We start from the raw sequence: 22,382 nt of genomic DNA on the forward strand, positions 1-22,382 counted from the left end.
GCGCTCAGCGCGTGCCGGCAGCAGTGGCGGCGATGGTCGGCGGGAGGATTGATCGGTCCAATCCCGCCGATGTCAGACGGTGCGCCAAATCCTGCGCGCGCCGTTCGACCAGATGCCAGGTCGCGCGCGCGACGAGATAGCTCAGCGCGGCGGTGACGACATAGGCGATGAGCAGCGAGACCAGTCCATCGGCGAGCGGCCAGAGCTGACGCAGGCCGTAGATCACCGCGAAGTGCGACAGATACATCGAATAGGAATTGCGGCCGAGCGCCTCGAGCGGCTGCAAGCGGATCGCAAGCTTGATGCAGCCGGCCACGAGCGCTCCGAGAACCAGGTTGATCATCAGATAGTTGAATTCATGCGAGCCGGTTACGCGGTTGGCGACGAAGGACAGCGCGATGAAGACCGCGTAGATCGCAGCGTCCGACCGGGAAAACCCGTCGCGTAGCGCGAAGAACAGCGCGCATCCGACCAGGAAAACCGGAAGCTGGTTCAGGAAGCTGATGTGCAGCGTGGTCCAGACGAACGCTTCGTGGCCGGGGCCGTAATAGGCGGAGAACAGCGCGAAAGCCCACGGCTTGAACAGGCAGACATTGACGAGATGCAGCACGATCGCCAGCGTGACATAGAGATGACGGCGCGAGCCGAACGCGGTGATCAGAAGCGGGAAGACGAGATAGAAGGTCATCTCGGCCGCGATCGACCAGTCGCCGGGCACGACGCTGTTGACGCTGTCCGGCCAGAAGCCGTGCAGGAACGTCGCCGTCAGGATCACTTGAACGGGCCCGATGCCGCCAGGCGCGTTGTCGCTCGGTCCGGTGCCGTTGATGAGGAGGTAGACCGGGATCGCGAGCCAGAACAGCGGCGCGATGCGCAGGAAGCGGCGGATGTAGAACTTGCGCGTCGGACCGGTTTCGACACGCTGCGTCCACATCAGGCACATCGTCATGGCGCTGACGAAGTAGAACACGTTGACGCCGGTCCAGCCGCACATGAAAGCGTAGTCGACGGCGTGGATATGTGATGGAAAAGATTGCGAAACGTGGATGGCCATCACGCCGGCGATGGCGAGGCCGCGCAGGACATCGAGCGTGTGCGAACGGCCGAACGGTGCCGTGCCTTGCTCGATTCGACCGGCAGCCAACCGGGCCTGCCCCTGCATCACGCCTGCTCCATGGTTCCGCATTGTGCAGGCGGGACCATAGAGGCGCAGGTGGGCTTTCCGAAGCCGAAGGCCTTCTTTACGTTAATCGCCGGTTGAGTCCAAAGCCGAATGTGCGGGATCGGCGGTCACGGGCCGGCGCACGGCCCCCGTAGGGGCCGTCCTGCGCTATGATGCGCGGAATGAGAATTGTGGGCCAATTCATACTTAATCCCTAGAGATCATGACCAATATTGTTTGCGCATCACAACGCGCCTAATATTCCATCAGGCAATTTCGGGGGCTCGAACAAGTCGTGAATGTCCGTTCACATGACAGCGCGTTGCGCGGTGACTTGAATTTCCAGGTCGGGTCCCAGGCACACAGGACACCCAAGACCGTGGTTGATTCCGCACTTCAGGAGTTGCGTCCCGCCGGCCGCGAGCGGCTGATCGTCGTCGAGGACGATCCGGTGACGCGGACCATGCTGGTCGACTATTTCAGCGAGAACAATTTCGATGTGGTCGGCGCCAGTTCCTGCGCTGAGTGCCGCCAGGCGTTGCGCGCCCGAACCGATCTCATCTTCCTCGACGTGCAGCTGCCCGACGGCGACGGCTTCGAACTTGCCAAGGAGATCCAGGCCACCAGCAACGCGGGCATCATCTTCGTGACGCGCCGCGACACCGACGTCGATCGCATCCTCGGCCTCGAGATCGCCGGCGACCACTACGTCACCAAGCCGATCAATCTGCGTGACCTGCTCGCACGCGCCCGCAGCGTGCTGCGACGGCGCTCGCTCGACCGCAAGGCGGCCCGCAACCACAATTCGATCGCCTTCGGCGACTGGATCATCGACCTGACCCGGCGTGAATTGCTCGGCAGCGACGGCAAGCCGGTGGCACTGACGCGCGCCGAATTCGATCTGCTCGCGGCGCTGGTCGGCGCCGACGGACGGCCGCTCAGCCGTGACTATCTGATCGAGGTCGTCAGCAACCGCCAAGCCGAGGTCGACATCCGCACGGTCGATGCGCTCGTGGCGCGGCTGCGCCGCAAGCTCGTCGGCAGCGGTACGCCCGTGATCGCGACCGTCACCGGCGTCGGCTACAAGCTCGCGCTCAGCGAGCGGTTGTAGAGCAGCATCGTCAGCGCGATGCGACGCGCTTCCATCTGGCTTCGATGCGAGCCTTGATGAGGCTGATCCTGGCCTCGTGGGCGGCCCAATAAGCGCGGCTGGCGGCCGGGGTGCCTTGACGATAGCGGGCATAGACCGTTTTGGGCTGCGCCGACAGCTTCGGCCGGCTCGCCGGTTTGGCCGGAGCCGCAGCGACGGCCGGGGGCGCCGGATCCGGAACAGCCGCCGCTTCAGTCCCCACCGAGGTCGAGTTCATGGCCACAAGACGGTTACGGGCGCGGTTGCAATAGACCTGCGACCGCACGGTCATCGCCTCTTCGCCATGACCCGCCCGATATTTCATGAGGGCGCGGCAGATATCCCCGCCCGCCAGACTCCAGGCCCGGCTGAGATAAAGCACCCCATAATGGATGTTGATGTCGGGCTCGGCGAGTTCCGCCTCGCTGCCCCGGAAGCCCAGCATCGCCGCTGTCTCGGGCCGCACCTGCATCAGGCCGATCTCGCCGACGCTGCCGATGACGGCCGAATTGTAACCGCTTTCGACGAAGACGACGGCTTCGGCGACATCGGCCGGTAAATTGGTGTTTGCGGTTTCTCGCTCGATGATCTTCCGGATCATGGCCCGGGATGACGGCGTTTCGCCGGCACCGAGCTCCGTCCTGCTGGTGGAGATCGCCGACGTCGCGCGCGGCTCGTCGATGGCGCCGTCTCCAGCCTGCGCGCAGATCGGGACCGACAACAGCAGGACGACGGCCACGTGTCTCCACGTCGCGCCAGGATTGAAGCGTGCCCGATCCCACAGCATGGGTCCGTCATAGAGCTCCGGAGTTAATAAACCGGCCTCCGCTGCGCGGCGACTAGCGCGCGCGGGCGCTCTGATCGGTGGACGCCGCTTGCCCAGGTTCAGCCAGCCGGTCGTCGATCGCATAGAGCGTGCAGGTCGGCGACCATTTCATGCAGGCCGCCAGCGAGTCGCGCTGGGCCTCGTCGGCCGTGACGCGTCCCGCGCGCCAGCCGTAGCCGCCGTTCGGCGACACTGCAAAGGCCTTGTGCGGCAGCATGCTGGCGAGATAGCGCGCGAACTCGGTCCGCGCGGCCTCGTTGAGCTGGCGCGGCGGCGGCAGCGGGTCGGGCGGGCTCAGGACGTCGCGACTGAAGAGGCCGCGCTCGCGCAGGAAGGCGTCGACATAGGGCGTCCATTGCGCACGGCTTGCCACCGCATAGAGGTAGTGGCCGTCGTCAGCGAACGGCGGCGCCGCGATGAATTTTGCGTTGCCGCCGCTGGTTCGAAATCCGTCATGGAGGCGGCGCGCGAGGTCGGGGCCGAAGTAGGAATCGTTGGTCGCATAGACCCACAGCATCGGCACGCGCGAGGTCTTGCCGAAGGTCACGAAGGCCTGCACCAGACCATCCTCATTGCAGACGTCGTCGTCATCGCGCGAGCCGCGGCCGCCGGCGAAGTTGATCGCGGCGACGAGACCCGACGGCGCCTGCGCGGTGAGCGCGATCGTTGCGAGCCCGCCGGCGGAATGGCCGGCCGCGATCATGCCTGACGTCGTCACGTCAGCCCGGCGCGCCATCGCATCGATCGCGGCGTGCAAGTCAGCGACCGCGACCGCCGCCGCGGGCAGGTAGGCGGCTCTCGCGCAGCCGCCGACGCTGTCGACGCGTCCGCCGGGCGAGGTGCCGTAGCCGCGTCGCATCACGATCAGCGCGGCAAAGCCGCGCCGGGCGTATTCGAGCGCGATGCCGTAATATTTGTGCGCGGACATCGTCGCGCGGTCGTCGAAGCTGCGCGGCGAGCCGTGGCTGAGCAGCGCCAGCGGATAGCGCTTCGTCCCGGCCGGGCGGACCAGGAAGGCCTCCAGCCCCTGCGGCCCGGCCTCCGCCATGGGGATGCGCAGGTCTTCGGTGTAGAACTCCGCGGCACGCGCCGGCGCACCGGCCAAGGCAGCGCCAATGACGAGGCCGGCGATCAGCAGAAGCAGCTTGCGTGAAAGAGCCATTGGGCGATTCGGAGGGCCTCGATGGCGGGAAGCATAGCATGATCTCCTTACTTGAACCGTGACCCCCGCGGCCATCGCCGTCCTCGTCCCCGGGGATGACGCAGTGGAAGCGCATATGGAGCGATCTCGCCTGTGGCCATCCTTCGAGACGCCCGCCGTTGGCGGGCCCTCAGGATGAGGACTGAGTCCGTTGCGCTCATTTCAACGGGCTCTGATGCCGCTCAGCCTCATCCCGAGGAGACCGCGAAGCGGTTGTCTCGAAGGACGAGGCGCGCGCTCAGCTCGTGCAAAGAACCAAATGCGTGCCCTGCGGATGACGGGACCGGCGCCGGCTGTGTCGCCCTCTGTCAACCCATCCCCGCGAAAATATTCCACTTTACCGAAATTCGGTTTCGGCGTATGTGTTGCCCATCCCGGCTCACCCAAGAGGGGCGACTTGAGGTCGTCTTGTTCGCGAGCCGGGCTTGCGGTGGACGCGGCAGCGTCGGCATGAGAGGTGCGGGCAGGGCGGGTAGTCCCTGTGAGCTCGTAACCGCGTGCGGACGACGGCGCTGTCAGGCTTCGTCTCGCTCGTAAGTTTCCGGCTCTGTCGACGGAGTCCGGGAATACTGCGGCGACATGGCGGGCCGTGCGTACGGCAAAACCGTGTGGTCCCGGCCGTCGTTGCCACGGTCAAGCTGTTCGAAGATGTGCGCGAGCCCAACCGGGTGGACGGCATCGTCAATTCGAACGGCGAGGGAGGCCAAAAGGAATGGTCGGCTCCCGGGAGATCACGGCATAAGCCGTCCAGCCACTGCGCAGGGAAGGCCGAGTGATCGGCGACACCTGTATGCTGCTGTGCGGTTCTTCTGCGTGTGCCTATTGCGCAGCAGACCGCGGGTGCGAGCTGAGCACCCGGCCTTCCCTGCGCCCTCTTGGCTTTCAGAGGGTGAAGCGACCAGCAAAACTCGGGCGAAATGAGCCGCGAGGCTGCGAAGACATGTCTGCGATTTCAATGCGAATTGGAGGAGCTACGCTGTGGCCTCATACTCCGTCATTGCGAGGAGCCCTTGCGACGAAGCAATCCAGAATCCCTCCGCGGAAGGATTCTGGATTGCTTCGCTGCGCTCGCAACGACGATGTGGAGGTGGCGAGCCTCGAAGGCCAACCGCCCGGCTGCACTCGGTCGTCCTTGGTCCCGTCCCGCTGCAGTCCGTAGCCCGGATGAGCGAAACGACATCCGGGGCAGGAGGTCCCGGGTATCGCTTCGCTCATGCCGGCTACGGCAATCCCAGGGAACGCCTTCCCCACCGCGGGTGTTGTGCCCTTGGCGGGGGCCCGGCCGATGCTATGGTATCCGCTATCTCTGTGATGACAGGACGAGGATATTTTCAGTGGCTGATGTTCATCCCGCGGCAGGCAAGCAGGCTTCGCCGGACGCGCTCACCAACATTCCGCGGCTGGTGACGGCCTATTTCGCCGGCAAGCCCGATGTTGCGGATCCCGCGCAGCGCGTGGCGTTCGGCACCTCAGGCCATCGCGGCACCTCGTTCAAGAACACTTTTAACGAAGGCCATATCCTCGCGACCACGCAGGCGATCTGCGACTACAGACGGGAAAAGGGGCTGACCGGACCGCTGTTCATCGGCATCGACACCCACGCGCTGGCCGAGCCGGCACTGGTCAGCGCCGTCGAGGTGTTCGCCGCCAACGGCGTCGACATCATGATCGACAAGGACGGCGGCTACACGCCGACGCCGGTGATCTCGCACGCGATCCTGACCTACAACGAGGGCCGCACCAGCGGCCTCGCCGACGGCGTCGTCATCACGCCCTCGCACAATCCGCCGGAGGATGGCGGCTACAAATACAATCCGCCGCATGGCGGGCCGGCCGACACCGACGTCACGGGCGTGGTCGAGAAGCGCGCCAACGCCTACCTCGCCGACGGCCTCAAGGGCGTGAAGCGCATCGACTATGCCAAGGCGCTGAAGTCTTCGAACGTCCATGCTGCCGACTTCGTCACGCCTTACGTCGCCGATCTCGGCAATGTCGTCGATCTCGACCTCGTCAAATCGGCCGGCATCAAGATCGGGATCGATCCGCTCGGCGGCGCCGCCGTACACTACTGGCATCCGATCATCGAGCGCTACGGTTTGAAGGCGACGGTGGTGAACGAGGCGATCGACCCGACCTTCCGTTTCATGACGGTGGACTGGGACGGCAAGATCCGCATGGACTGCTCCTCGCCCTACGCGATGGCGAGCCTGATCGCGATGCGCGACCGTTTCGACGTCGCCTTTGCCAACGACACCGATGCCGATCGCCACGGCATCGTCACGCGCTCCGGCGGCCTGATGAATCCGAACCATTATCTGGCGACCGCGATCTCCTATCTGTTCGCGCATCGTCCGAACTGGGGCAGGGACGCCGCGATCGGCAAGACCGTGGTGTCGAGCTCGATCATCGACCGCGTCGCCAAGAAGCTCGGGCGCAAGCTGGTCGAGACGCCGGTCGGCTTCAAATGGTTCGTCGACGGTCTCCTCACGGGCGGCTTCGGCTTCGGCGGCGAGGAGAGTGCGGGTGCCTCGTTCCTGCGTCGTGACGGCACGGTGTGGACGACCGACAAGGACGGCGTCATCCTTGGCCTGCTCGCCGCCGAGATCATGGCGAAGACCGGCCGCGATCCCAGCCAGCTCTTCAATGATCTGACCGCCGAGTTCGGCGTGCCGCATTACGCGCGCATCGACGTCGCCGCGACCGGGCCGCAAAAGAACATCCTCAAATCCGTCACGCCCGAGCAGCTCGGCCTGAAGGATCTCGCCGGCGATCCTGTCCGCGCCACGCTCAGCAAGGCGCCCGGCAACGGTCAGCCGTTTGGCGGCATCAAGGTCGAGACCGATTTCGGCTGGTTCGCCGCGCGGCCGTCAGGGACCGAGGACGTCTACAAGATCTACGCCGAGAGCTTCCGCAGCACCGAGCACCTGACGCGGATTCAGGAGGAGGCCAAGGCAGGACTGGCGAAGGTGTTCGGGGCGTAAAGCGCCGGACCAAATCGCCGTACCGCCTTCTTCGACCATGGGTAGGTCTCGCCGCATCACACGGTGTCATCGCCCGCCTAGTGCGCAATTGCGCACAGGGGCGGGCGATCCGGGCAGAAATTGTCTGAACCAATGTCCGCTGCGGAGTCCTGGATCCCCGCTTCCGAATCACTTCTGCTGATATGTATACATTCGTGAAGTTATAGGTATTTCGGTACGCCGATTTCGGCCTTGAATAATTCCATCCCTCAGTTATTGTATACATAACGCATACATAAGCCGTGGGAGTGAGACCAATGACAAAGCCCTTCCCCATGAATGCCTGGTACGCCGCGGCCTGGGACGCGGACGTGAAAGCTGCGCTGCTGCCGCGGACGATCTGCGGCAAGCATGTCGTGATGTACCGGAAGGCCGACGGTTCGGTCGCCGCGCTGGAGGATGCCTGCTGGCACCGTCTGGTGCCGCTGTCCAAGGGCCGGCTCGAAGGCGACACCGTCGTCTGCGGCTATCACGGCCTGAAATACAACGCGCAGGGGCGCTGCACCTTCATGCCCTCGCAGGAGACCATCAACCCGTCGGCCTGCGTCCGCGCCTATCCCGTGGTCGAGCGCCATCGCTACATCTGGCTCTGGATGGGCGATCCCGCGCTGGCCGATCCCGCGCTCGTGCCGGACATGCACTGGAATCACGATCCGGCCTGGGCCGGCGACGGCAAGACCATCCACGTCAATTGCGACTACCGCCTCGTGCTCGACAATCTCATGGACCTCACCCACGAGACCTTCGTGCACGGCTCCTCCATCGGCAACGATGCGGTGGCGGAGGCGCCGTTCGACGTCACTCATGGCGAGAAGACTGTCACGGTCACGCGCTGGATGCGGAACATCGAGCCGCCGCCGTTCTGGGCGAAACAGCTCGGCAAGACCGGCCTGGTCGATCGCTGGCAGATCATCCGCTTTGAGGCGCCATGCACCATCGCCATCGACGTCGGCGTGGCGCCGACAGGCACCGGTGCGCCGGAAGGCGATCGCTCGCAGGGCGTCAACGGCTTCGTGCTCAACACCATCACGCCCGAGACCGAGAAGACCTGCCATTATTTCTGGGCCTTCGTGCGCAACTACCAGCTCGGCGAGCAGCGCATCACCACCGAGATCCGCGAGGGCGTCTCCGGCATCTTCCACGAGGACGAGCTGATCCTGGAAGCGCAGCAGCGCGCGATGGACGAAAACCCCGATCGCATCTTCTACAACCTCAACATCGACGCCGGCGCGATGTGGACGCGCAAGCTGATCGACCGGATGGTGGCGAAGGAAAACGGGCCGCATCACCTTCAGGCGGCGGAGTAGGCGAGGTGAAAGCAGCCCCCGAACGTGAGGTCGACCGCTCCGTCTCGCAGACCGTGAAGGCGCAGCTCGCGCTGCGCGACCAGATCCTGTCCGGCTCTCTGCGGCCAGGCGAGCGCATCTCCGAGCTCCAGGCGGTGGAGACCACCGGCGCCTCGCGCACCCCGGTGCGCATGGCGCTGGTGCGGCTGGAGGAGGAGGGCCTGCTGGAGGCGATCCCGTCCGGCGGCTTCATGGTGAAGGCGTTTTCGGAACGCGACATCTCCGATTCCATCGAGCTGCGCGGCACGCTGGAAGGGCTCGCTGCGCGCTTCGCCGCCGAGCGCGGTGTTTCCGCGCGCGAGCTCGAGCCGCTCAAGGAGTGCCTTGCCGCGATCGACGAATTGCTGCGCCAGGTGCCGATCTCGATCGAAGCCTTCTCGTCCTATGTCACGCTGAACGCGCGCTTCCACGCTCTGCTCACGGAATTGTCGCGCAGCCCACCCTTGGTTCGCCAGATCGACCGCGCGTCGGCGCTGCCGTTCGCATCCCCGAGCGGCTTCGTGATGGCGCAGTCGGCGCTCCCGGAAGCGCAGCAGATCCTGATCATCGGGCAGGAGCACCACCGCGTCGTGATCGACGCCATCGAGAACCGCGAAGGCGCGCGCGCCGAAGCCATCATGCGCGAGCACGCGCGGCTCGCGGTACGAAACTTGAGGCTGGCGCTGCGCAACCGGACCCATCTCGACCTCTTGCCGGCGCTGGCGCTGATCAAGACCGCAACCGATTGAGGGCAGTGCCATGCGCTTCATCGAAACCTGGATTCCGGCAACGCTCGTCTCGACGCGCGAACTCGCTCCCGGCATCCGCGAATTCCTGATCCGGCCTGATCGGTTCGACGCCGCCGCCTATCCGGTCGGCAGCCACATCAATATCAGCGTGACCATCGACGGCCTGCCGGAGACGCGGTCCTATTCGCTGGTCGGCGAAGCCACCTCGGCCGGCTTCAAGATCGCGGTGCGCCGTGCCGAGGATTCCCGCGGCGGCTCGCGCTACATGTGGCAGCTCGCGCCGGGCGCGCGGCTCGACATCACCCAGCCGGCTTCGCTGCTCGCGGTCGACTGGGCTCGCGAAAGCTATTGTCTGATCGCCGGCGGCATCGGCATCACGCCGATCCTCGGTGCCGCGCAGGCGCTGGCGCGGCGCGGCGTGGATGTCACGCTGCACTATGCGGTGCGCTCGCGCGCCGAGGCCGCCTATCTCGACGATCTCGCCGCGATGCTCGGAGATCGCCTGGTCGTTCATGCCAGCGATGAAGGCAGACGGCTCGACCTCGATGCGGTGTTCGCGTCATTGCCGCAAGGCGCGCTGTCGCTGTTCTGCGGCCCGATGCGGATGCTGGATGCCGCGCGCCACGCCTGGATCGGGGCGGGCCATCCGCTGCCCGATCTCCGCTACGAGACCTTCGGCTCCAGCGGCACACTGCCGACCGAGACGTTTCGCGTGCGCCTGAAGGGCTCCGATGTCGAGCTCGAAATCCCGCGCGAGCGCTCGATGCTGGACGTGCTCAACGCCAGCGGTCACGACGTGATGTACGATTGCAAGCGCGGCGAATGCGGCCTCTGCGCCATCGACGTGGTCGAGGTCGACGGCGAGATCGACCACCGCGACGTCTTCTTCAGTGACCATCAGAAGCAAAGCAACCAGAAGATCTGCGCCTGCGTCTCGCGGGCCCGTGGCACCATCACCGTGGACACGCTGCTGCGCGCGGACGCGGTTTGAGCGAGCCTTGAGCTGGACTCCATTAAGAAGGAATGGACGGCGCCGCGGGCTCGACCTCTCCCGCTTGCGGGAGAGGTCGCGCCGAAGCGCCGGGTGAGGGCTCTCTCCTTTGAGGGAGTGTCCCGTTGCGGAGACACCCTCTCCCCAACCCTCTCCCGCAAGCGGGCGAGGGGGCTTACCGCCGTCGTGGTTGTCACTAGGCCAAATCTCAATTCCACCTACGCCGCAAACGTCGCCCGAAGCTTCTTCGTATCCAGCAGCGCCAGCACGCCGTCCACCGACACCGGTCGGCTGATCAGATAGCCCTGCACCTCGTCGCAACTGATCTGCCTGAGATAGTCGAGCTGGTCGGCGGTCTCGACGCCCTCGGCGACGACGGCGATGCGCAGGTCGCGCGCGAGCGAGATCACCGACTTGACGATGGCGGCACAGTCGGGCTGCACCAGCATGTCGCGGATGAAGGACTGGTCGATCTTGATGCGGCTGAACGGCAGCTTGCGCAAATAGGTGAGGGAGGAGAAGCCGGTCCCGAAATCGTCCAGCGCCACGGTGACGCCGAGCTGCAGCAGCGCGTTCAGAACCGGCTCGGCCGAGCCGTATTTCGACAGCAGCATCGATTCCGTGATCTCGATCTCGAGCCGGTGCGGGGCGATCTTCGCCTCCGCGAGCGCCTGCACGATGATCTGGAGGATGCCCGCGTTGTGAAACTGCGCGGCCGAGAAGTTCACGGCGACCCTGATGTCGTCCGGCCACTCGGCCACCGTCGCGCAGGCGCGGCGGACGACCCATTCGCCGATCTCGTGGATCAGCCCGGTCTCTTCCGCGATCGGAATGAATTCGCTCGGCGGTACCAGTCCGCGCTCAGGATGTTGCCAGCGCAGCAGCGCTTCGAAACCAGTGATCCGGCTTTGGTCGAGATCGAGGAACGGCTGGAACACGAGGAACAGCTCGTTTCGCGCGATCGCGCCCTCAAGGTCGGATTGCAGCGCCTTGCGATCGCGTGACACCCTGTCGTCGCTGGTCTCGAAGAAGCGGATCGTGCCGGGGCCCGCCTTCTTGGCACGGTAGAGCGCGGCATCGGCATTCTTCATGACGTCGAGCGCTGTGGTGCCGTCGCGCGGCGCCAGCACGATGCCGACGCTGGTCGCGCCCACGATCTGGCGGCCCTCGATGCGGAACGGTTCAGTGAAGGCTGCGACGAAGCGTTCGGCGATCTCGAGTGCATCCTCGGGACGCGCCAGATTGGCCATCACCAGCGCGAATTCGTCGCCGCCGATGCGTGCGACATGCTCGGCGGCGCGCGTGCAGCGTCGCAGGCGGCTTGCAACCTGGACCAGGAATTCGTCGCCGGCGGGATGGCCGAACTTGTCGTTGACCTCCTTGAAGCGATCGAGATCGAGCAGGAGCACCGCAAACTCCTCGCCTGACAATGCCAGCCGCTTGAGCGCGGCCTCGAGCGTCTCGTTGAAGGCGACGCGGTTGGGCAGGTGGGTCAGAGGATCCAGCCGCACCGTGCGCTCCGCCTCGATCTGCCGCATCACGCGCCGCGCGAACGAGAACGAATTGACGAACACGCCGCGCAGCAGCACGCTGCCGTAGACCACGACGAGGAAGGCGATCAGCAGAAAGGCCGGATCGCCATTGCTGCCGAGGCAGATCGCGATCCCGACGAAGATCGGGGCCGTGAAGGCGATCGCTGCGATCGGGATGGTGGCGAAGGCGAGCGCGCCGCCGGCCAGCATGCCCGAGCACAGGCAGGTGATGACGAGCTGGCCGCCGGTCGAAGCATTGTTGAAGAAGGCGACGGGGACGATGCCCCAGGCGGTGCCGAGGACAAAGGCATTTTGCACCAGCCGGTGCATGGCGCGGCGCGAGACGAATTGCGGCTTGGTGATGCGGCGCGCGGCGCGGGATTGCAGGCCGAACATGATCGCTCCGCTTGCGACAGCGCCCGCCCAGATCAACGCAAGAATCCTGTCCGGCGATTGCCACAGTGCGATGGCGAGCACGATGGCGTTGCAGGCATTGGCGAGCATGATGCCGACCGAATAGCCGAGCACCAGCGACATCTGTTCGGCGCGGATATGGCCGGCCACGGCTTCGTCGGTTGCGGGACCGCCAAAGGCCGACAGATCGCCCGCGAACAGCCGCGCGACATAGCTGGTCGTTTGAGTCCGCATTTCAGAGCCTAGCAGCACGGGCCGTTGGTCGGCTCCTTCAGGGAGAATTCGCCGCAAACCTTTGACGAACTATGAATTATCCCCGTTTGCCACGCTCCGCGCGACCACTTCTGCGTGTTCAAAGGAAGGTATCGATAACAAATCGATACAAATGCGGACTTCGACACTTACGGAGCCGGCAAATGAGCGAGGCGCTGACGCACCTCGGCCTAATTCTAACTCCGTTGTCATGCCCCGCGACCCGGCTACGCCTAGGCTTCGCCGAGGTTTAGGTCCAGGCGCGCCGAAGCTTTGGCGAAGGCGGCAGGCGGGACATCCTGCACGCCGCGGCCTATCGAGGAATCACAACGGTCTCGGACTGCTGGATCGCCCGCCCAAGGGCGCAGTTGCGCACAGATCGGGCGATGACACCTGGAGGCCCTGTCCGGCCAGGAAATGCGTGAGCCCATCGATCTGCCGCGAGCCCACGAAGGCGCCTATGTAACCGTCAGGACGCACCAGCACCCAATCCCCGGGCGACACGGCGTATGCGTCCCGAAAGTGCTCGCTTTCGTCGACGAGCTCGGCATCCGGGCCGATACGGTGGATGTGCAGTCCAGTGCACGCCGATACAGTCTCGCGTTTCACCTGATAGCCAAGCAGCGTCCAATGAGGCCCCTTGAGCAACGCGAACAAGCGTATGGGTTGTCCGGCGGCTCCGCGTAGCGGCGCATCCGGTGCGCGGACTCCCGCGGACGGGCCTGCCATGCGCCCTGGCTTTTCCAGTGCCAAGGGCGATCCCGGATAGCCGATGTCGAGTTGCTGCACCTCGCGGCCGCGCCTCACGTCGCCGCGCTTGGCCGCTTCCAGCAAGTCGGTGGAAAGGCCGAGCACATTTGCAGCGACGGGGCGTCGTTCTCCCTCGTAACTGTCGAGCAGAGTTGCGGACGTACCGCCGATAACGGCCGCCAGCTTCCAGCCAAGATTGTAGGCATCCTGCACGCTGGTATTGAGACCTTGTCCACCTGTCGGAGGATGGATGTGAGCTGCATCGCCGATCAGAAATGCACGGCGATCCCGGTAGCGATCGGCGAGTCTCGCATTCATCTGATAGGCCGACGCCCAAAGCACGGACTGGATGCGGATGTCGTTGCGTCCCGTGCGCTCGGCGACCATGGCCGAAAGCCCTTCGGCGGACAGATCGACCTCGCCTTCGAGCGGAACGGGGGCCTGCAACTGAAACAGCTCCGTTCCGGCCAGTGGACACAGCGAAATCTGGCGGTCCATCGCGCCATCGTGGAAGCGGTGCCACGCCCGGCGGTCCAGGCCCGTCAGCACGACATCGGCCACCACGGCTCGTACGCCGAGCGTCTTGCCTTGAAAACCAATGCCAAGCGCGTGACGCACGAAGCTGCGGCCGCCGTCGGCACCGATGAGGTAACGCACGCGGATCGTCTCTTCGCCGGCCCGGCCTGAAAGGCGCGCAGTCACACCGTCCTCATCCTGCTCCAGGCCGACCAATTCGCAGCCAAATTCCGCCCGCCCGCCCAGTTCGAGCAGACGTTCGCGCATCACGCCCTCGGTCAGGAATTGCGGGATCATCAGCGCCATGTTGTAGGGCTCGGCGGGGGTGGGGACTGCGAGCTCTGCGATCTCTGACTCGATGAAGCTGCCGTCATCGCGGTATTTGCGCTGCGGCGGGTAGAGCCCTCCGGCGGCAACGATGCGGTCGATGATGCCGAGATCCTCGAAGATCTCGAGGGTTCGAGGCTGGATTCCCTTGCCGCGAGACCCATGGAACGGACCGGCTTGCTTCTCGATCAGCCGAAAAGACACGCCTCGCCGCGCGAGGTCGATGGCGAGCGTAAGGCCGGCCGCACCTGCTCCGCAGATCAGAACCTCCGCCGTGAATTGCTTTGTCATGGCATCCTCAATATGTGTAATATGCACACATTAGGCAGAGGGGCATCGGGATGTCAAGAAGGGTGCAAAATACACATATTAAAAAGCAGGTGCGCTCGCTTCACGAAGCGTTGATCGACATCGTCAGTGTCATGAACCGCCGGCAGGGCGACGACATGATGATCCGCGAGGCGGGCATCTCGCTGGATCGTGCGCTGTTTCCGCTGCTCGTCGGCATCGAGCGGCGCGGCCCGATCGGGGTCGTCGACCTCGCCGATCGCATGGGGCGGGACTACACGACGGTCAGCCGGCAGGTCGCGAAACTGGAGAATCTCGGCTTGATCAAGCGCCACGCCAGCGAAGCGGATCGTCGCGTCAGTGAAGCCACCATCACGCCCAGCGGCAAGGCCATGACGGACGCGGTGGACAGGGCACGCGAACGGATTGTCGGGGGGATGTTTGCGACCTGGGACGATCAGGATGTCGAGGATCTGGTGCGCTTGATGCGCAAGCTCGCCGACGCGATGATGGCGCCAGGCGATCCGGCTTGAAATCGATTGCGAAAGCGCGACTCGTCACCGCCCGAGTTGCTTGGGATCGTAATAAAACCGTTCCTCGACCAGCTCGTCGCCGCGCCAGGTTTGCCACGCGATCTCGTCCAGCGTTCGTGAGACACCCTCTGCGTTGGTGAAGCTGAACGTCCAGCGCGTCGCGACATGGTCGCCGTCGATCAGGCTCGGTCCGATGCGGACGGCCCTGACCTCTTTCGAGGCCGCCAGCACGGCACGCTCCTTGGCGACGAGCTTGTCACGGCCGATCGTCGGAGCGCCGTTGTTCTCATAGGTCGCGGCGTCGGGTGTGCAGAACTGCTCGATCGCACCGATGAAATCCCCGGCCTCCAGCCGCTGCGCAAAAGCTTCGACGACGTCACGGCTCGGCATAATAAAACCCCGCAATTAAAACCGACTGATAGTCGGTAAATACCGACCGGTGGTCGAAAAGTCAACTGGCCGCCTCTGCCGAATTCGATTAGACGAGACCCATGGCGAAACAGGCGGAGCGGCGGGCGGCGACATCGGAGGCGATCCTGACGGCGGCGCGCCGCCTGTTCGGGGCGCAAGGCTTTGCCGCCACCACCATGGACGAGATTGCGGAGGCGGCCTCTGTCGCCAAGGGCGCGGTCTATCATCACTTCAAGACCAAGGAGGCGGTGTTCGAAGCCGTGTTCGACCAGGTCTCGCGGGATCTCGTCGTCGAGATCGACAGCGCCGCTCGCGCCGAGAAGGACGTGCTCGCGGCGATGGTCGCCGGCACGCAGCATTACTTCGCGGCGACCGCCAAGGGGCCGACCGGCCAGATCATCCTGCGCGATGGCCCGGCCGTGCTCGGCTGGGAGCGCTGGCGTGAGATCGACGCACAGCATTTCGGCGGCAAGCTGCCACGTGCGCTCTCGGTGGCGATGGAGACCGGCCTCATCGCAAAGCAGCCGGTCGAGCCGCTGGCGCGGCTGCTGCTCGGCGCGGTGACGGAGGCCGCGGTCGCCTGCGCCGGGCGCGCCGATATCGCAAGAGCGGGTGTGGAATATGCCCGTGCGTTCAAGTCGCTGGTCGAGGCGCTGCGCCATCGCGCATGATTGTGCTAGTGACGAACCAGAAACGCCCACACAACAAGAAGACTAGCGCATGAACGCAAATTCCTCTCTTGCATCCACCGATCCCGAATTCGACTACATCATCGTCGGCGCCGGCTCGGCCGGCTGCGTGCTCGCCAACCGGCTGTCGGCGAACGGCAAGCACAGCGTGCTGCTGCTCGAGGCCGGCCCGAAGGATTCCAACATCTGGATCCACGTGCCGCTCGGCTACGGCAAGCTGTTCAAGGAGAAGACCGTCAACTGGATGTACCAGACCGAGCCGGAGCCCGAGCTGAAGGGACGCCAGGTGTTCCAGCCGCGCGGCAAGACGCTGGGCGGATCGAGCTCGATCAACGGTCTGCTCTATGTCCGTGGCCAGCACGAGGACTACGATCGCTGGCGCCAGCTCGGCAACACCGGCTGGGGCTATGACGACGTGCTGCCCTACTTCAAGAAGGCCGAGAACCAGTCGCGCGGGGCCGACCAATATCACGGCAGCGGCGGCCCGCTGCCGGTTTCCAACATGGTCGTGACCGATCCGCTGTCAAAGGCCTTCATCGACGCCGCGGTCGAGACCGGTCTGCCCTACAACCCTGATTTCAACGGCGCCACGCAGGAAGGCGTCGGCCTGTTCCAGACCACGACGCGCAACGGCCGTCGCGCCTCGACCTCGGTGGCCTATCTCGGCCCGGCAAAGACCCGCGGCAATCTCAAGGTCGAAACCTCCGCGCTCGGCCAGCGCGTGTTGTTCGAGGGCCGCCGCGCCGTCGGCGTCGAATATCGGCAAGGCTCGCAAATCCGACGTGCCCGCGCGCGCAAGGAGATCGTGCTGTCGAGCGGCGCCTACAACTCGCCGCAGTTGCTCCAGCTCTCCGGCGTCGGGCCCGGCGACCTCCTGCGCAAGCACGGCATCGATGTCGTGCTGGACGCGCCGGGCGTCGGTCACGACCTCCAGGACCACATGCAGGTCCGCATCGTGATGCGTTGCTCGCAGAAGATCACGCTGAACGATACCGTCAATCATCCGCTTCGTCGCACGCTCGCTGGCGCGCGCTATGCGCTGTTCCGGAAAGGCTGGCTGACGATCGCGGCCGGCACCGCGGGCGCGTTCTTCAAGACCAGCCCGCGGCTCGCCTCGCCCGACATCCAGGTGCACTTCCTGCCGTTCTCGACCGACAAGATGGGCGAGAAGCTGCATGATTTCTCTGGCTTCACCGCCTCTGTGTGCCAGCTTCGTCCTGAAAGCCGCGGCTCCCTGCGCATCCGGAGCGCCGATCCGACGGTGCCGCCGGAAATCCGCATCAACTACATGTCGACCGAGACCGACCGCACCACCAACGTCGAAGGCCTGAAGATCCTGCGCAAGATATTGAGCGCGCCTGCGCTGAAGCCGTTCGTGGTCAATGAATACGATCCCGGGGCGAAGGTATCCACGGATGCCGAACTGCTGGATTATTGCCGCGAGCGCGGCAGCACCATCTACCATCCGACCTCGACCTGTCGTATGGGCAATGATGCGCTCGCGGTGGTCGACCAGCGGCTGAAGGTGAGGGGGCTCGACGGCCTGCGCGTCGTCGACGGCTCGGTCATGCCGGACCTCGTATCGGGGAACACCAACGCGCCGATCATCATGATCGCCGAAAAGGCCTCCGACATGATATTGGAGGATGCGGGATAACCCGCGATTGTTGAGAGGACCAGGACTTGGCTACGCGATTGAGGATCGGCACACGCAAGAGCGCGATGGCGCTGGCACAGACGGAAGAGATCGCGCGCCGCCTGACCGCCGCCGTGCCCGGTCTCGACGTCGAGATCGTCAAGTTCGACACCACGGGCGATACCGACCAGACCAGCAAGTTGCTGCCCCATGGCGGCAAGGGTGGCGCCTTCGTGGCGCAGATCCGCGCCGCGGTGCTGTCGGGCGACTTGCAGGCGGCGATGCATTCGCTGAAGGACATGCCCGGCAATGAGGACACGCCCGGTCTCGTCATCGGCGCCACGCTGTCGCGCGATCCACCCAACGACGCGCTGGTGTTGCGCGATGGTGTGACCCTGGAGGCGCTGCGCCAGTCGCGCGGAAAGGGTTTTAAAATCGGCACCAATGCGGTCCGTCGGGCCGCGTATGCGCGGCGCCTGTTTCCGGATGTCGAGGTGATCCACTTCCGCGGCGCCGCCGATACGCGGGTCCGAAAACTCGACAATGGCGAGAAGCAGAAGCTGCCGGACGGTGGCACGGTGGGGCCTGCGGATGCGCTGATCATGGCGCGTTCGGGCCTTGATCGCGTCGGCCTCGCCGGCCGCATCGCCTACGAATTCACCGCGGCCGAGATGCTGCCCGCGGCGGGGCAGGGCATCGTCGCAGTCGAATGCGCGGCGCAGGACTGGCAGACGCGGCAGATCCTGTCGTCGATCGATGATCCCGCCGCGCATGCCTCTGCGGACGCCGAGCGCGAGGTGCTGTGGGTGCTGAACGGCCACTGCAATTCGCCGGTGGCGGGCTTCTCGACCATCGCCGGCGATCAGATGTCGCTGACGGCCTCCGTGCTGGATCTCTCGGGCAACACCATCATCGAAGCCTCGCGCGAAGGCCCGGCCAATCGCCCGCGTGAGCTCGGTCGTGCCGTGGGTCTGGATCTGCTGACGAAGGGCGCCGCCGAGATCATCGAGCGCAGCCGGCCGCGCTGAGCCTTTGCTGCGAAGGTAGAACCGGCCATTCGACGATGCTGCCTGTTTTGCCCGACGCGTCAAACGCGTCTGGGCCGGGTCATGCCGGCCCAGCTTTTTCAATGACCTGTCTACTGTGCATGGGGTTGTTTTCGCATTTTTTGTGTGCGGCCCCTCAGGAGCGGGTCGAATTACCCCCGCACCCGCTTGATCATCTGCTCGACATGGGCGATCGGCGTTTCCGGCTGGATGCCGTGGCCGAGATTGAAGATGAAGCGGCCTTGCGCAAAATTGGCCAGCACGTTGTCGACCGCGCGGTCGAGCGCCGCGCCGCCCGTGATCAACACCAGCGGATCGAGATTGCCCTGCACGGCGACCTTGCTTTGCACCCGTTCGCGAATGAAGCCCGGCTCCGCGGTCCAGTCGATGCTGACCGCATTGACGCCGGTCGCCTCGACATAGGCCGGCAATTGCGCACCGGCGCCGCGGGGGAAGCCGATGATCTTCGCATCCGGCACCTTGGCCCGCACGCCCTCCACGATGCGCCGCGTCGGCTCGACCGACCAGCGTGCGAATTCGGCCGGCGGCAGCACGCCCGCCCAGGTGTCGAAGATCTGCAAGGCATTGGCGCCGGCGGCGAGCTGCGTCAGCAGATATTGAATCGAGTTCTCGACCAGCACGTCGATGATCGCAGCGAACGCCTCCGGATGCCGGTAGGCCATCATCCGCGCCGGCGCCTGGTCTGGCGTGCCCTGGCCGGCGACCATGTAGGTCGCGACCGTCCACGGCGCACCGCAGAAGCCGATCAGCGCGGTCTTGGGATCGAGCGCGCCGCGCACGAGCTTGAGCGCCTCGAACACCGGCTCGAGCTTGCCGAAGTCGGCGCGCGCGGCGAGCGTTGCGACCTTCGCGGGATCATCCAGCGGATCCAGCCGCGGGCCCTCGCCGACCTCGAACCGCACCGAGCGCCCGAGTGCATAGGGGATCACCAGGATATCCGAGAAGATGATTGCCGCATCGAAGCCGAACCTGCGGATCGGTTGCAGCGTCACCTCGGCCGCAAGCTCCGGGTTGAAGCAGAGGTCGAGGAAGCCGCCGGCCTTGGCGCGGACCTCGCGATATTCCGGCAGATAGCGGCCGGCTTGCCGCATCATCCACATGGGGGGAATGCTCTGGCGCTGGCCGGAGAGCACGTCGATGAAAGGTTTCGTCGCAGATTGGGGCACGAATGGTCCTGAGCAAGGTTATGGCTCCTGATACACCGCTCCGGCGCTCAGCGGAACAGGGGAACCAGCGCAATCGGGCCGCGTTGACCCGCCGATGGAGGACATCATGGCTGAGACATTCAATCCCGCGCCGCACGACAAGCACGCCGACGATCTGCGCGAAGCGCTTGCTGCCGATCGCCACAGCAAGCTCGATGCCGGGCTGAAGGATAGCTTCCCGGCTTCCGATCCTGTCAGCGTCACCCAGCCGACGCCCTCGAAGGCCGACGCTGATGCCGACAATCCCTCGCTCTGGGCCAAGGTTAAGGCCATCTTCAGCTAGCGGAGGGCGGGCCGGATTCCGATCGGCTTGCTAATGTCCTGTTAGCGATGCGCTGATCCGTGCGTCCGTAGGACTACGGAAAACCGCGCTATCGCGGCGTATTCCGGCGGTAATTTCAGAGTTCAATAACAGAAGCGGCAGAGGTTCCGAAACATCGGAGAATTCTGCCGCATGAGCCTTGCGACCCAACGAGCTGGATGGAGCCGTCTGCCGCCGCGCGCGGCGGCTTTCGTCGTTTTGACCTGCGCGACCATCCTCGGCGTCAGCGGCTGGCGCGAATGGGCGGCGCGCGATGCCGTGCTCAGGGGTGCCGAGACCGAGATGGCGAACGTCGCCCGCTCGCTGACCCAGCACGCCGAGGACAGCCTCGATCTCTTGGATTCCGGCGTTGTCGGCGCCGTCAGCCGGTTGGAGATGGACGGCACCGGCCCCATCACCATCACCAAGCTCGGCAAAGTCCTGGAGGTGCGCAAGAAGGCCGTCCCGCGCATCCACAGCTTCGCCATCATCGACGACCAGGGCAATTGGCTGACCTCGCCCGGCACGATCGGCTCGACGCTCAGCGACGACGCGTTCTTCCGCTATCATCAGCTCTCCCCGAAACGGGAGCCCTATGTCGGCCATCCCGTGAAGAGCCTCCTCGAAGGCGAATGGGTGGTCACCCTGTCGCGCCGCTTCAACAAGCCGGACGGCAGCTTCGGCGGCGTGGTGCTGGCGACCATCAGTTCCGGATATCTCGCGCACTTCTACGAGCAGTTCGAGATCGGCCGCAACAGCTCCGCGGCGCTGGTGCATGGCGACGGATTGATCATCGCGCGCAATCCCATCAACGACAAGTTCGTCGGCCGCAGCGTCGCCGACACCGCGTTGTTCCGCGACGCCAGCCTGCAACGGCCAAGCGGCGCCTACCATTTCAAGTCGCCTCTCGACGGTGCCGAGCGCGTCAGCTTCTTCAAGCGCTCTGGCCGCTATCCGCTGGTCCTCTTGGCCACGCTGGACAAGGAGGAGCTGCTGGCGCCCTGGCGCGCCGCGGCAATTTCCCGCATGCTCTACGTCATCGCGCTGGTGATGCTGATTGCGATCATCGGCGCCGTGCTGGTGCGGCAGTTGCAGCGAGGCCAGCGCATGGCCGCGGCCCTGGTCGAGAAGGAGGCGCATTTCCGCCTGCTCGCGGAAGGCTCCAGCGACATGGTGACCCGCATCGGGCTCGACGAGCGGCTGCGCTATGTTTCGCCATCGGCCGTGCGCGTCGTCGGCTGGCGCGCCAACCAACTGATCGGCACGCCTGCGCTCGCGGGCGTCAATCCGGAGGATCTGCCGGAGGTCCAGGCGACCGTCGACGCCATGAAGCGTGGCGAGCGGGAGGAGGCGCGCCTCACCTACCGCAACTCGCACCGGCAGAACGGCGAGGTCTGGCTTGAATCGACCATGCGGGTGACGCGCAAGGACAATGGGCGCGTCGACGGCGTGGTCGCGATCTCCCGCGACATCACCGAGCACAAGAAGCTGGAAACCAGGCTCGAGACGCTCGCGATCGAGGACAGCCTCACCGGCCTTGCCAATCGCCGCCGCTTCGACGAGCGGCTGAAAGAGGAATGGGCGCGCGCCTATCGCGACCGCTCCAGCCTCGCTTTGCTGATGATCGATGTGGATCATTTCAAGGCCTATAACGACGAATACGGCCATCCCGCGGGCGATGCGTGCCTGCGTCTGGTTGCAAAGATCATCGCGGCCGAGACGCAGCGCGCCGGTGATCTGGCGGCGCGCTATGGCGGCGAGGAATTCGCCATGCTGCTGCCGAACACCGATGCCGCCGGCTGCGCTCTTTTCGGCGAACGGATTCGCAGCGCCATCCACGAGGCCGGCCTCGTTCATGCCACCAATCTGGAGTCCGGATTCGTCACCGTCTCGGTCGGCGGTGCGACCTGTCGGCCGGCGCTGGAGCGCACGGCTGGCGTGGCCTCGCTGGTTGAGGCTGCCGACCGGGCGCTCTACGCCGCCAAGGACGCAGGCCGCGACCGCCTGATGATGTCCGGCGAGCTCATGAATTTGATGCCCAAGGCTTCCGGCCAGTAA

General features: G+C 65.2%; 18 protein-coding genes. 11 read left to right on the top strand and 7 right to left on the bottom strand.

Features of this window, described 5'->3' with window-relative positions:
• Positions 1-4: 4 nt before the first annotated feature.
• Complete coding sequence (locus AABA84_RS08675; protein ID WP_212249198.1) at positions 5-1,162, bottom strand: acyltransferase family protein; 1,158 nt, start codon at positions 1,160-1,162, stop codon at positions 5-7.
• 295 nt (positions 1,163-1,457) lie between these two features.
• On the opposite strand from AABA84_RS08675, the gene AABA84_RS08680 reads away from it, so the two are divergent.
• On the top strand, positions 1,458-2,273 hold the full coding sequence (locus AABA84_RS08680) for a response regulator (protein ID WP_212249199.1): 816 nt from the start codon (positions 1,458-1,460) through the stop codon (positions 2,271-2,273).
• A gap of 10 nt (positions 2,274-2,283) precedes the next feature.
• Here the strand turns inward: AABA84_RS08680 and AABA84_RS08685 are convergent, their stop codons facing one another.
• Positions 2,284-3,078: a transglycosylase SLT domain-containing protein gene (locus AABA84_RS08685; RefSeq protein ID WP_338311866.1), complete on the bottom strand. Its 795-nt coding sequence runs from the start codon at positions 3,076-3,078 to the stop codon at positions 2,284-2,286.
• 52 nt (positions 3,079-3,130) lie between these two features.
• The gene (locus AABA84_RS08690; protein ID WP_338311867.1) at positions 3,131-4,279 is read right to left on the bottom strand and encodes an alpha/beta hydrolase family protein; all 1,149 of its coding nucleotides are present in this window, start codon (positions 4,277-4,279) and stop codon (positions 3,131-3,133) included.
• Positions 4,280-5,652: 1,373 nt separating this feature from the next.
• Here AABA84_RS08690 and pgm point away from each other — a divergent pair.
• The 4 genes from pgm (at position 5,653) to AABA84_RS08710 (ending at position 10,403) form a co-directional block, all read left to right on the top strand.
• Positions 5,653-7,299 (top strand): phosphoglucomutase (alpha-D-glucose-1,6-bisphosphate-dependent), encoded by a 1,647-nt coding sequence (gene pgm, locus AABA84_RS08695; RefSeq protein ID WP_338311868.1) that lies wholly within the window; start codon positions 5,653-5,655, stop codon positions 7,297-7,299.
• 296 nt (positions 7,300-7,595) lie between these two features.
• On the top strand, positions 7,596-8,645 hold the full coding sequence (locus AABA84_RS08700; RefSeq protein ID WP_338311869.1) for an aromatic ring-hydroxylating dioxygenase subunit alpha: 1,050 nt from the start codon (positions 7,596-7,598) through the stop codon (positions 8,643-8,645).
• A 5-nt stretch (positions 8,646-8,650) separates the two neighbouring features.
• Positions 8,651-9,412 carry a GntR family transcriptional regulator gene (locus AABA84_RS08705; RefSeq protein WP_212249204.1) on the top strand — a complete coding sequence of 254 codons (762 nt, stop codon included), beginning with the start codon at positions 8,651-8,653 and terminating at the stop codon, positions 9,410-9,412.
• Positions 9,413-9,422: 10 nt separating this feature from the next.
• Positions 9,423-10,403, top strand: coding sequence for a PDR/VanB family oxidoreductase (locus AABA84_RS08710; protein ID WP_338311870.1), 981 nt, complete (start codon positions 9,423-9,425; stop codon positions 10,401-10,403).
• Positions 10,404-10,621: 218 nt separating this feature from the next.
• On the opposite strand, the gene AABA84_RS08715 is transcribed toward AABA84_RS08710, so the two are convergent.
• Complete coding sequence (locus AABA84_RS08715) at positions 10,622-12,583, bottom strand: putative bifunctional diguanylate cyclase/phosphodiesterase (RefSeq protein ID WP_338311871.1); 1,962 nt, start codon at positions 12,581-12,583, stop codon at positions 10,622-10,624.
• Between the two features lie 342 nt (positions 12,584-12,925).
• Positions 12,926-14,485: an FAD-dependent oxidoreductase gene (locus AABA84_RS08720; RefSeq protein ID WP_338311872.1), complete on the bottom strand. Its 1,560-nt coding sequence runs from the start codon at positions 14,483-14,485 to the stop codon at positions 12,926-12,928.
• A 50-nt stretch (positions 14,486-14,535) separates the two neighbouring features.
• Here AABA84_RS08720 and AABA84_RS08725 point away from each other — a divergent pair, with 50 nt between their 5' ends.
• A complete protein-coding gene (locus AABA84_RS08725; RefSeq protein ID WP_338311873.1) occupies positions 14,536-15,015 on the top strand; it encodes a MarR family winged helix-turn-helix transcriptional regulator in 480 nt (159 codons plus the stop codon).
• Between the two features lie 24 nt (positions 15,016-15,039).
• On the opposite strand, the gene AABA84_RS08730 is transcribed toward AABA84_RS08725, so the two are convergent.
• A complete protein-coding gene (locus AABA84_RS08730) occupies positions 15,040-15,405 on the bottom strand; it encodes a nuclear transport factor 2 family protein (RefSeq protein ID WP_212249208.1) in 366 nt (121 codons plus the stop codon).
• 101 nt (positions 15,406-15,506) lie between these two features.
• On the opposite strand from AABA84_RS08730, the gene AABA84_RS08735 reads away from it, so the two are divergent.
• Genes AABA84_RS08735 through hemC form a run of 3 tightly spaced genes read left to right on the top strand, consistent with a single transcriptional unit; the run spans position 15,507 to position 18,779 of the window.
• On the top strand, positions 15,507-16,097 hold the full coding sequence (locus AABA84_RS08735; RefSeq protein WP_338308871.1) for a TetR/AcrR family transcriptional regulator: 591 nt from the start codon (positions 15,507-15,509) through the stop codon (positions 16,095-16,097).
• 49 nt (positions 16,098-16,146) lie between these two features.
• Entirely contained in the window at positions 16,147-17,772 is a 1,626-nt protein-coding gene (locus AABA84_RS08740) for a GMC family oxidoreductase (RefSeq protein ID WP_338311874.1), read from the top strand.
• Between the two features lie 26 nt (positions 17,773-17,798).
• Positions 17,799-18,779 carry a hydroxymethylbilane synthase gene (gene hemC / locus AABA84_RS08745; RefSeq protein WP_212249211.1) on the top strand — a complete coding sequence of 327 codons (981 nt, stop codon included), beginning with the start codon at positions 17,799-17,801 and terminating at the stop codon, positions 18,777-18,779.
• A 170-nt stretch (positions 18,780-18,949) separates the two neighbouring features.
• Here the strand turns inward: hemC and hemE are convergent, their stop codons facing one another.
• Positions 18,950-19,984 (bottom strand): uroporphyrinogen decarboxylase, encoded by a 1,035-nt coding sequence (gene hemE, locus AABA84_RS08750; protein ID WP_338311875.1) that lies wholly within the window; start codon positions 19,982-19,984, stop codon positions 18,950-18,952.
• 106 nt (positions 19,985-20,090) lie between these two features.
• On the opposite strand from hemE, the gene AABA84_RS08755 reads away from it, so the two are divergent.
• Both AABA84_RS08755 and AABA84_RS08760 read left to right on the top strand, forming a co-directional pair.
• Positions 20,091-20,306, top strand: a complete 216-nt coding sequence (locus tag AABA84_RS08755) for a hypothetical protein (protein ID WP_338311876.1) — start codon at positions 20,091-20,093, stop codon at positions 20,304-20,306.
• A 171-nt stretch (positions 20,307-20,477) separates the two neighbouring features.
• Complete coding sequence (locus AABA84_RS08760; protein WP_338308875.1) at positions 20,478-22,382, top strand: sensor domain-containing diguanylate cyclase; 1,905 nt, start codon at positions 20,478-20,480, stop codon at positions 22,380-22,382.

Source organism: Bradyrhizobium sp. TM239 (assembly GCF_036247985.1).
GTDB classification, from domain to species: Bacteria; Pseudomonadota; Alphaproteobacteria; order Rhizobiales; family Xanthobacteraceae; genus Bradyrhizobium; species Bradyrhizobium ottawaense.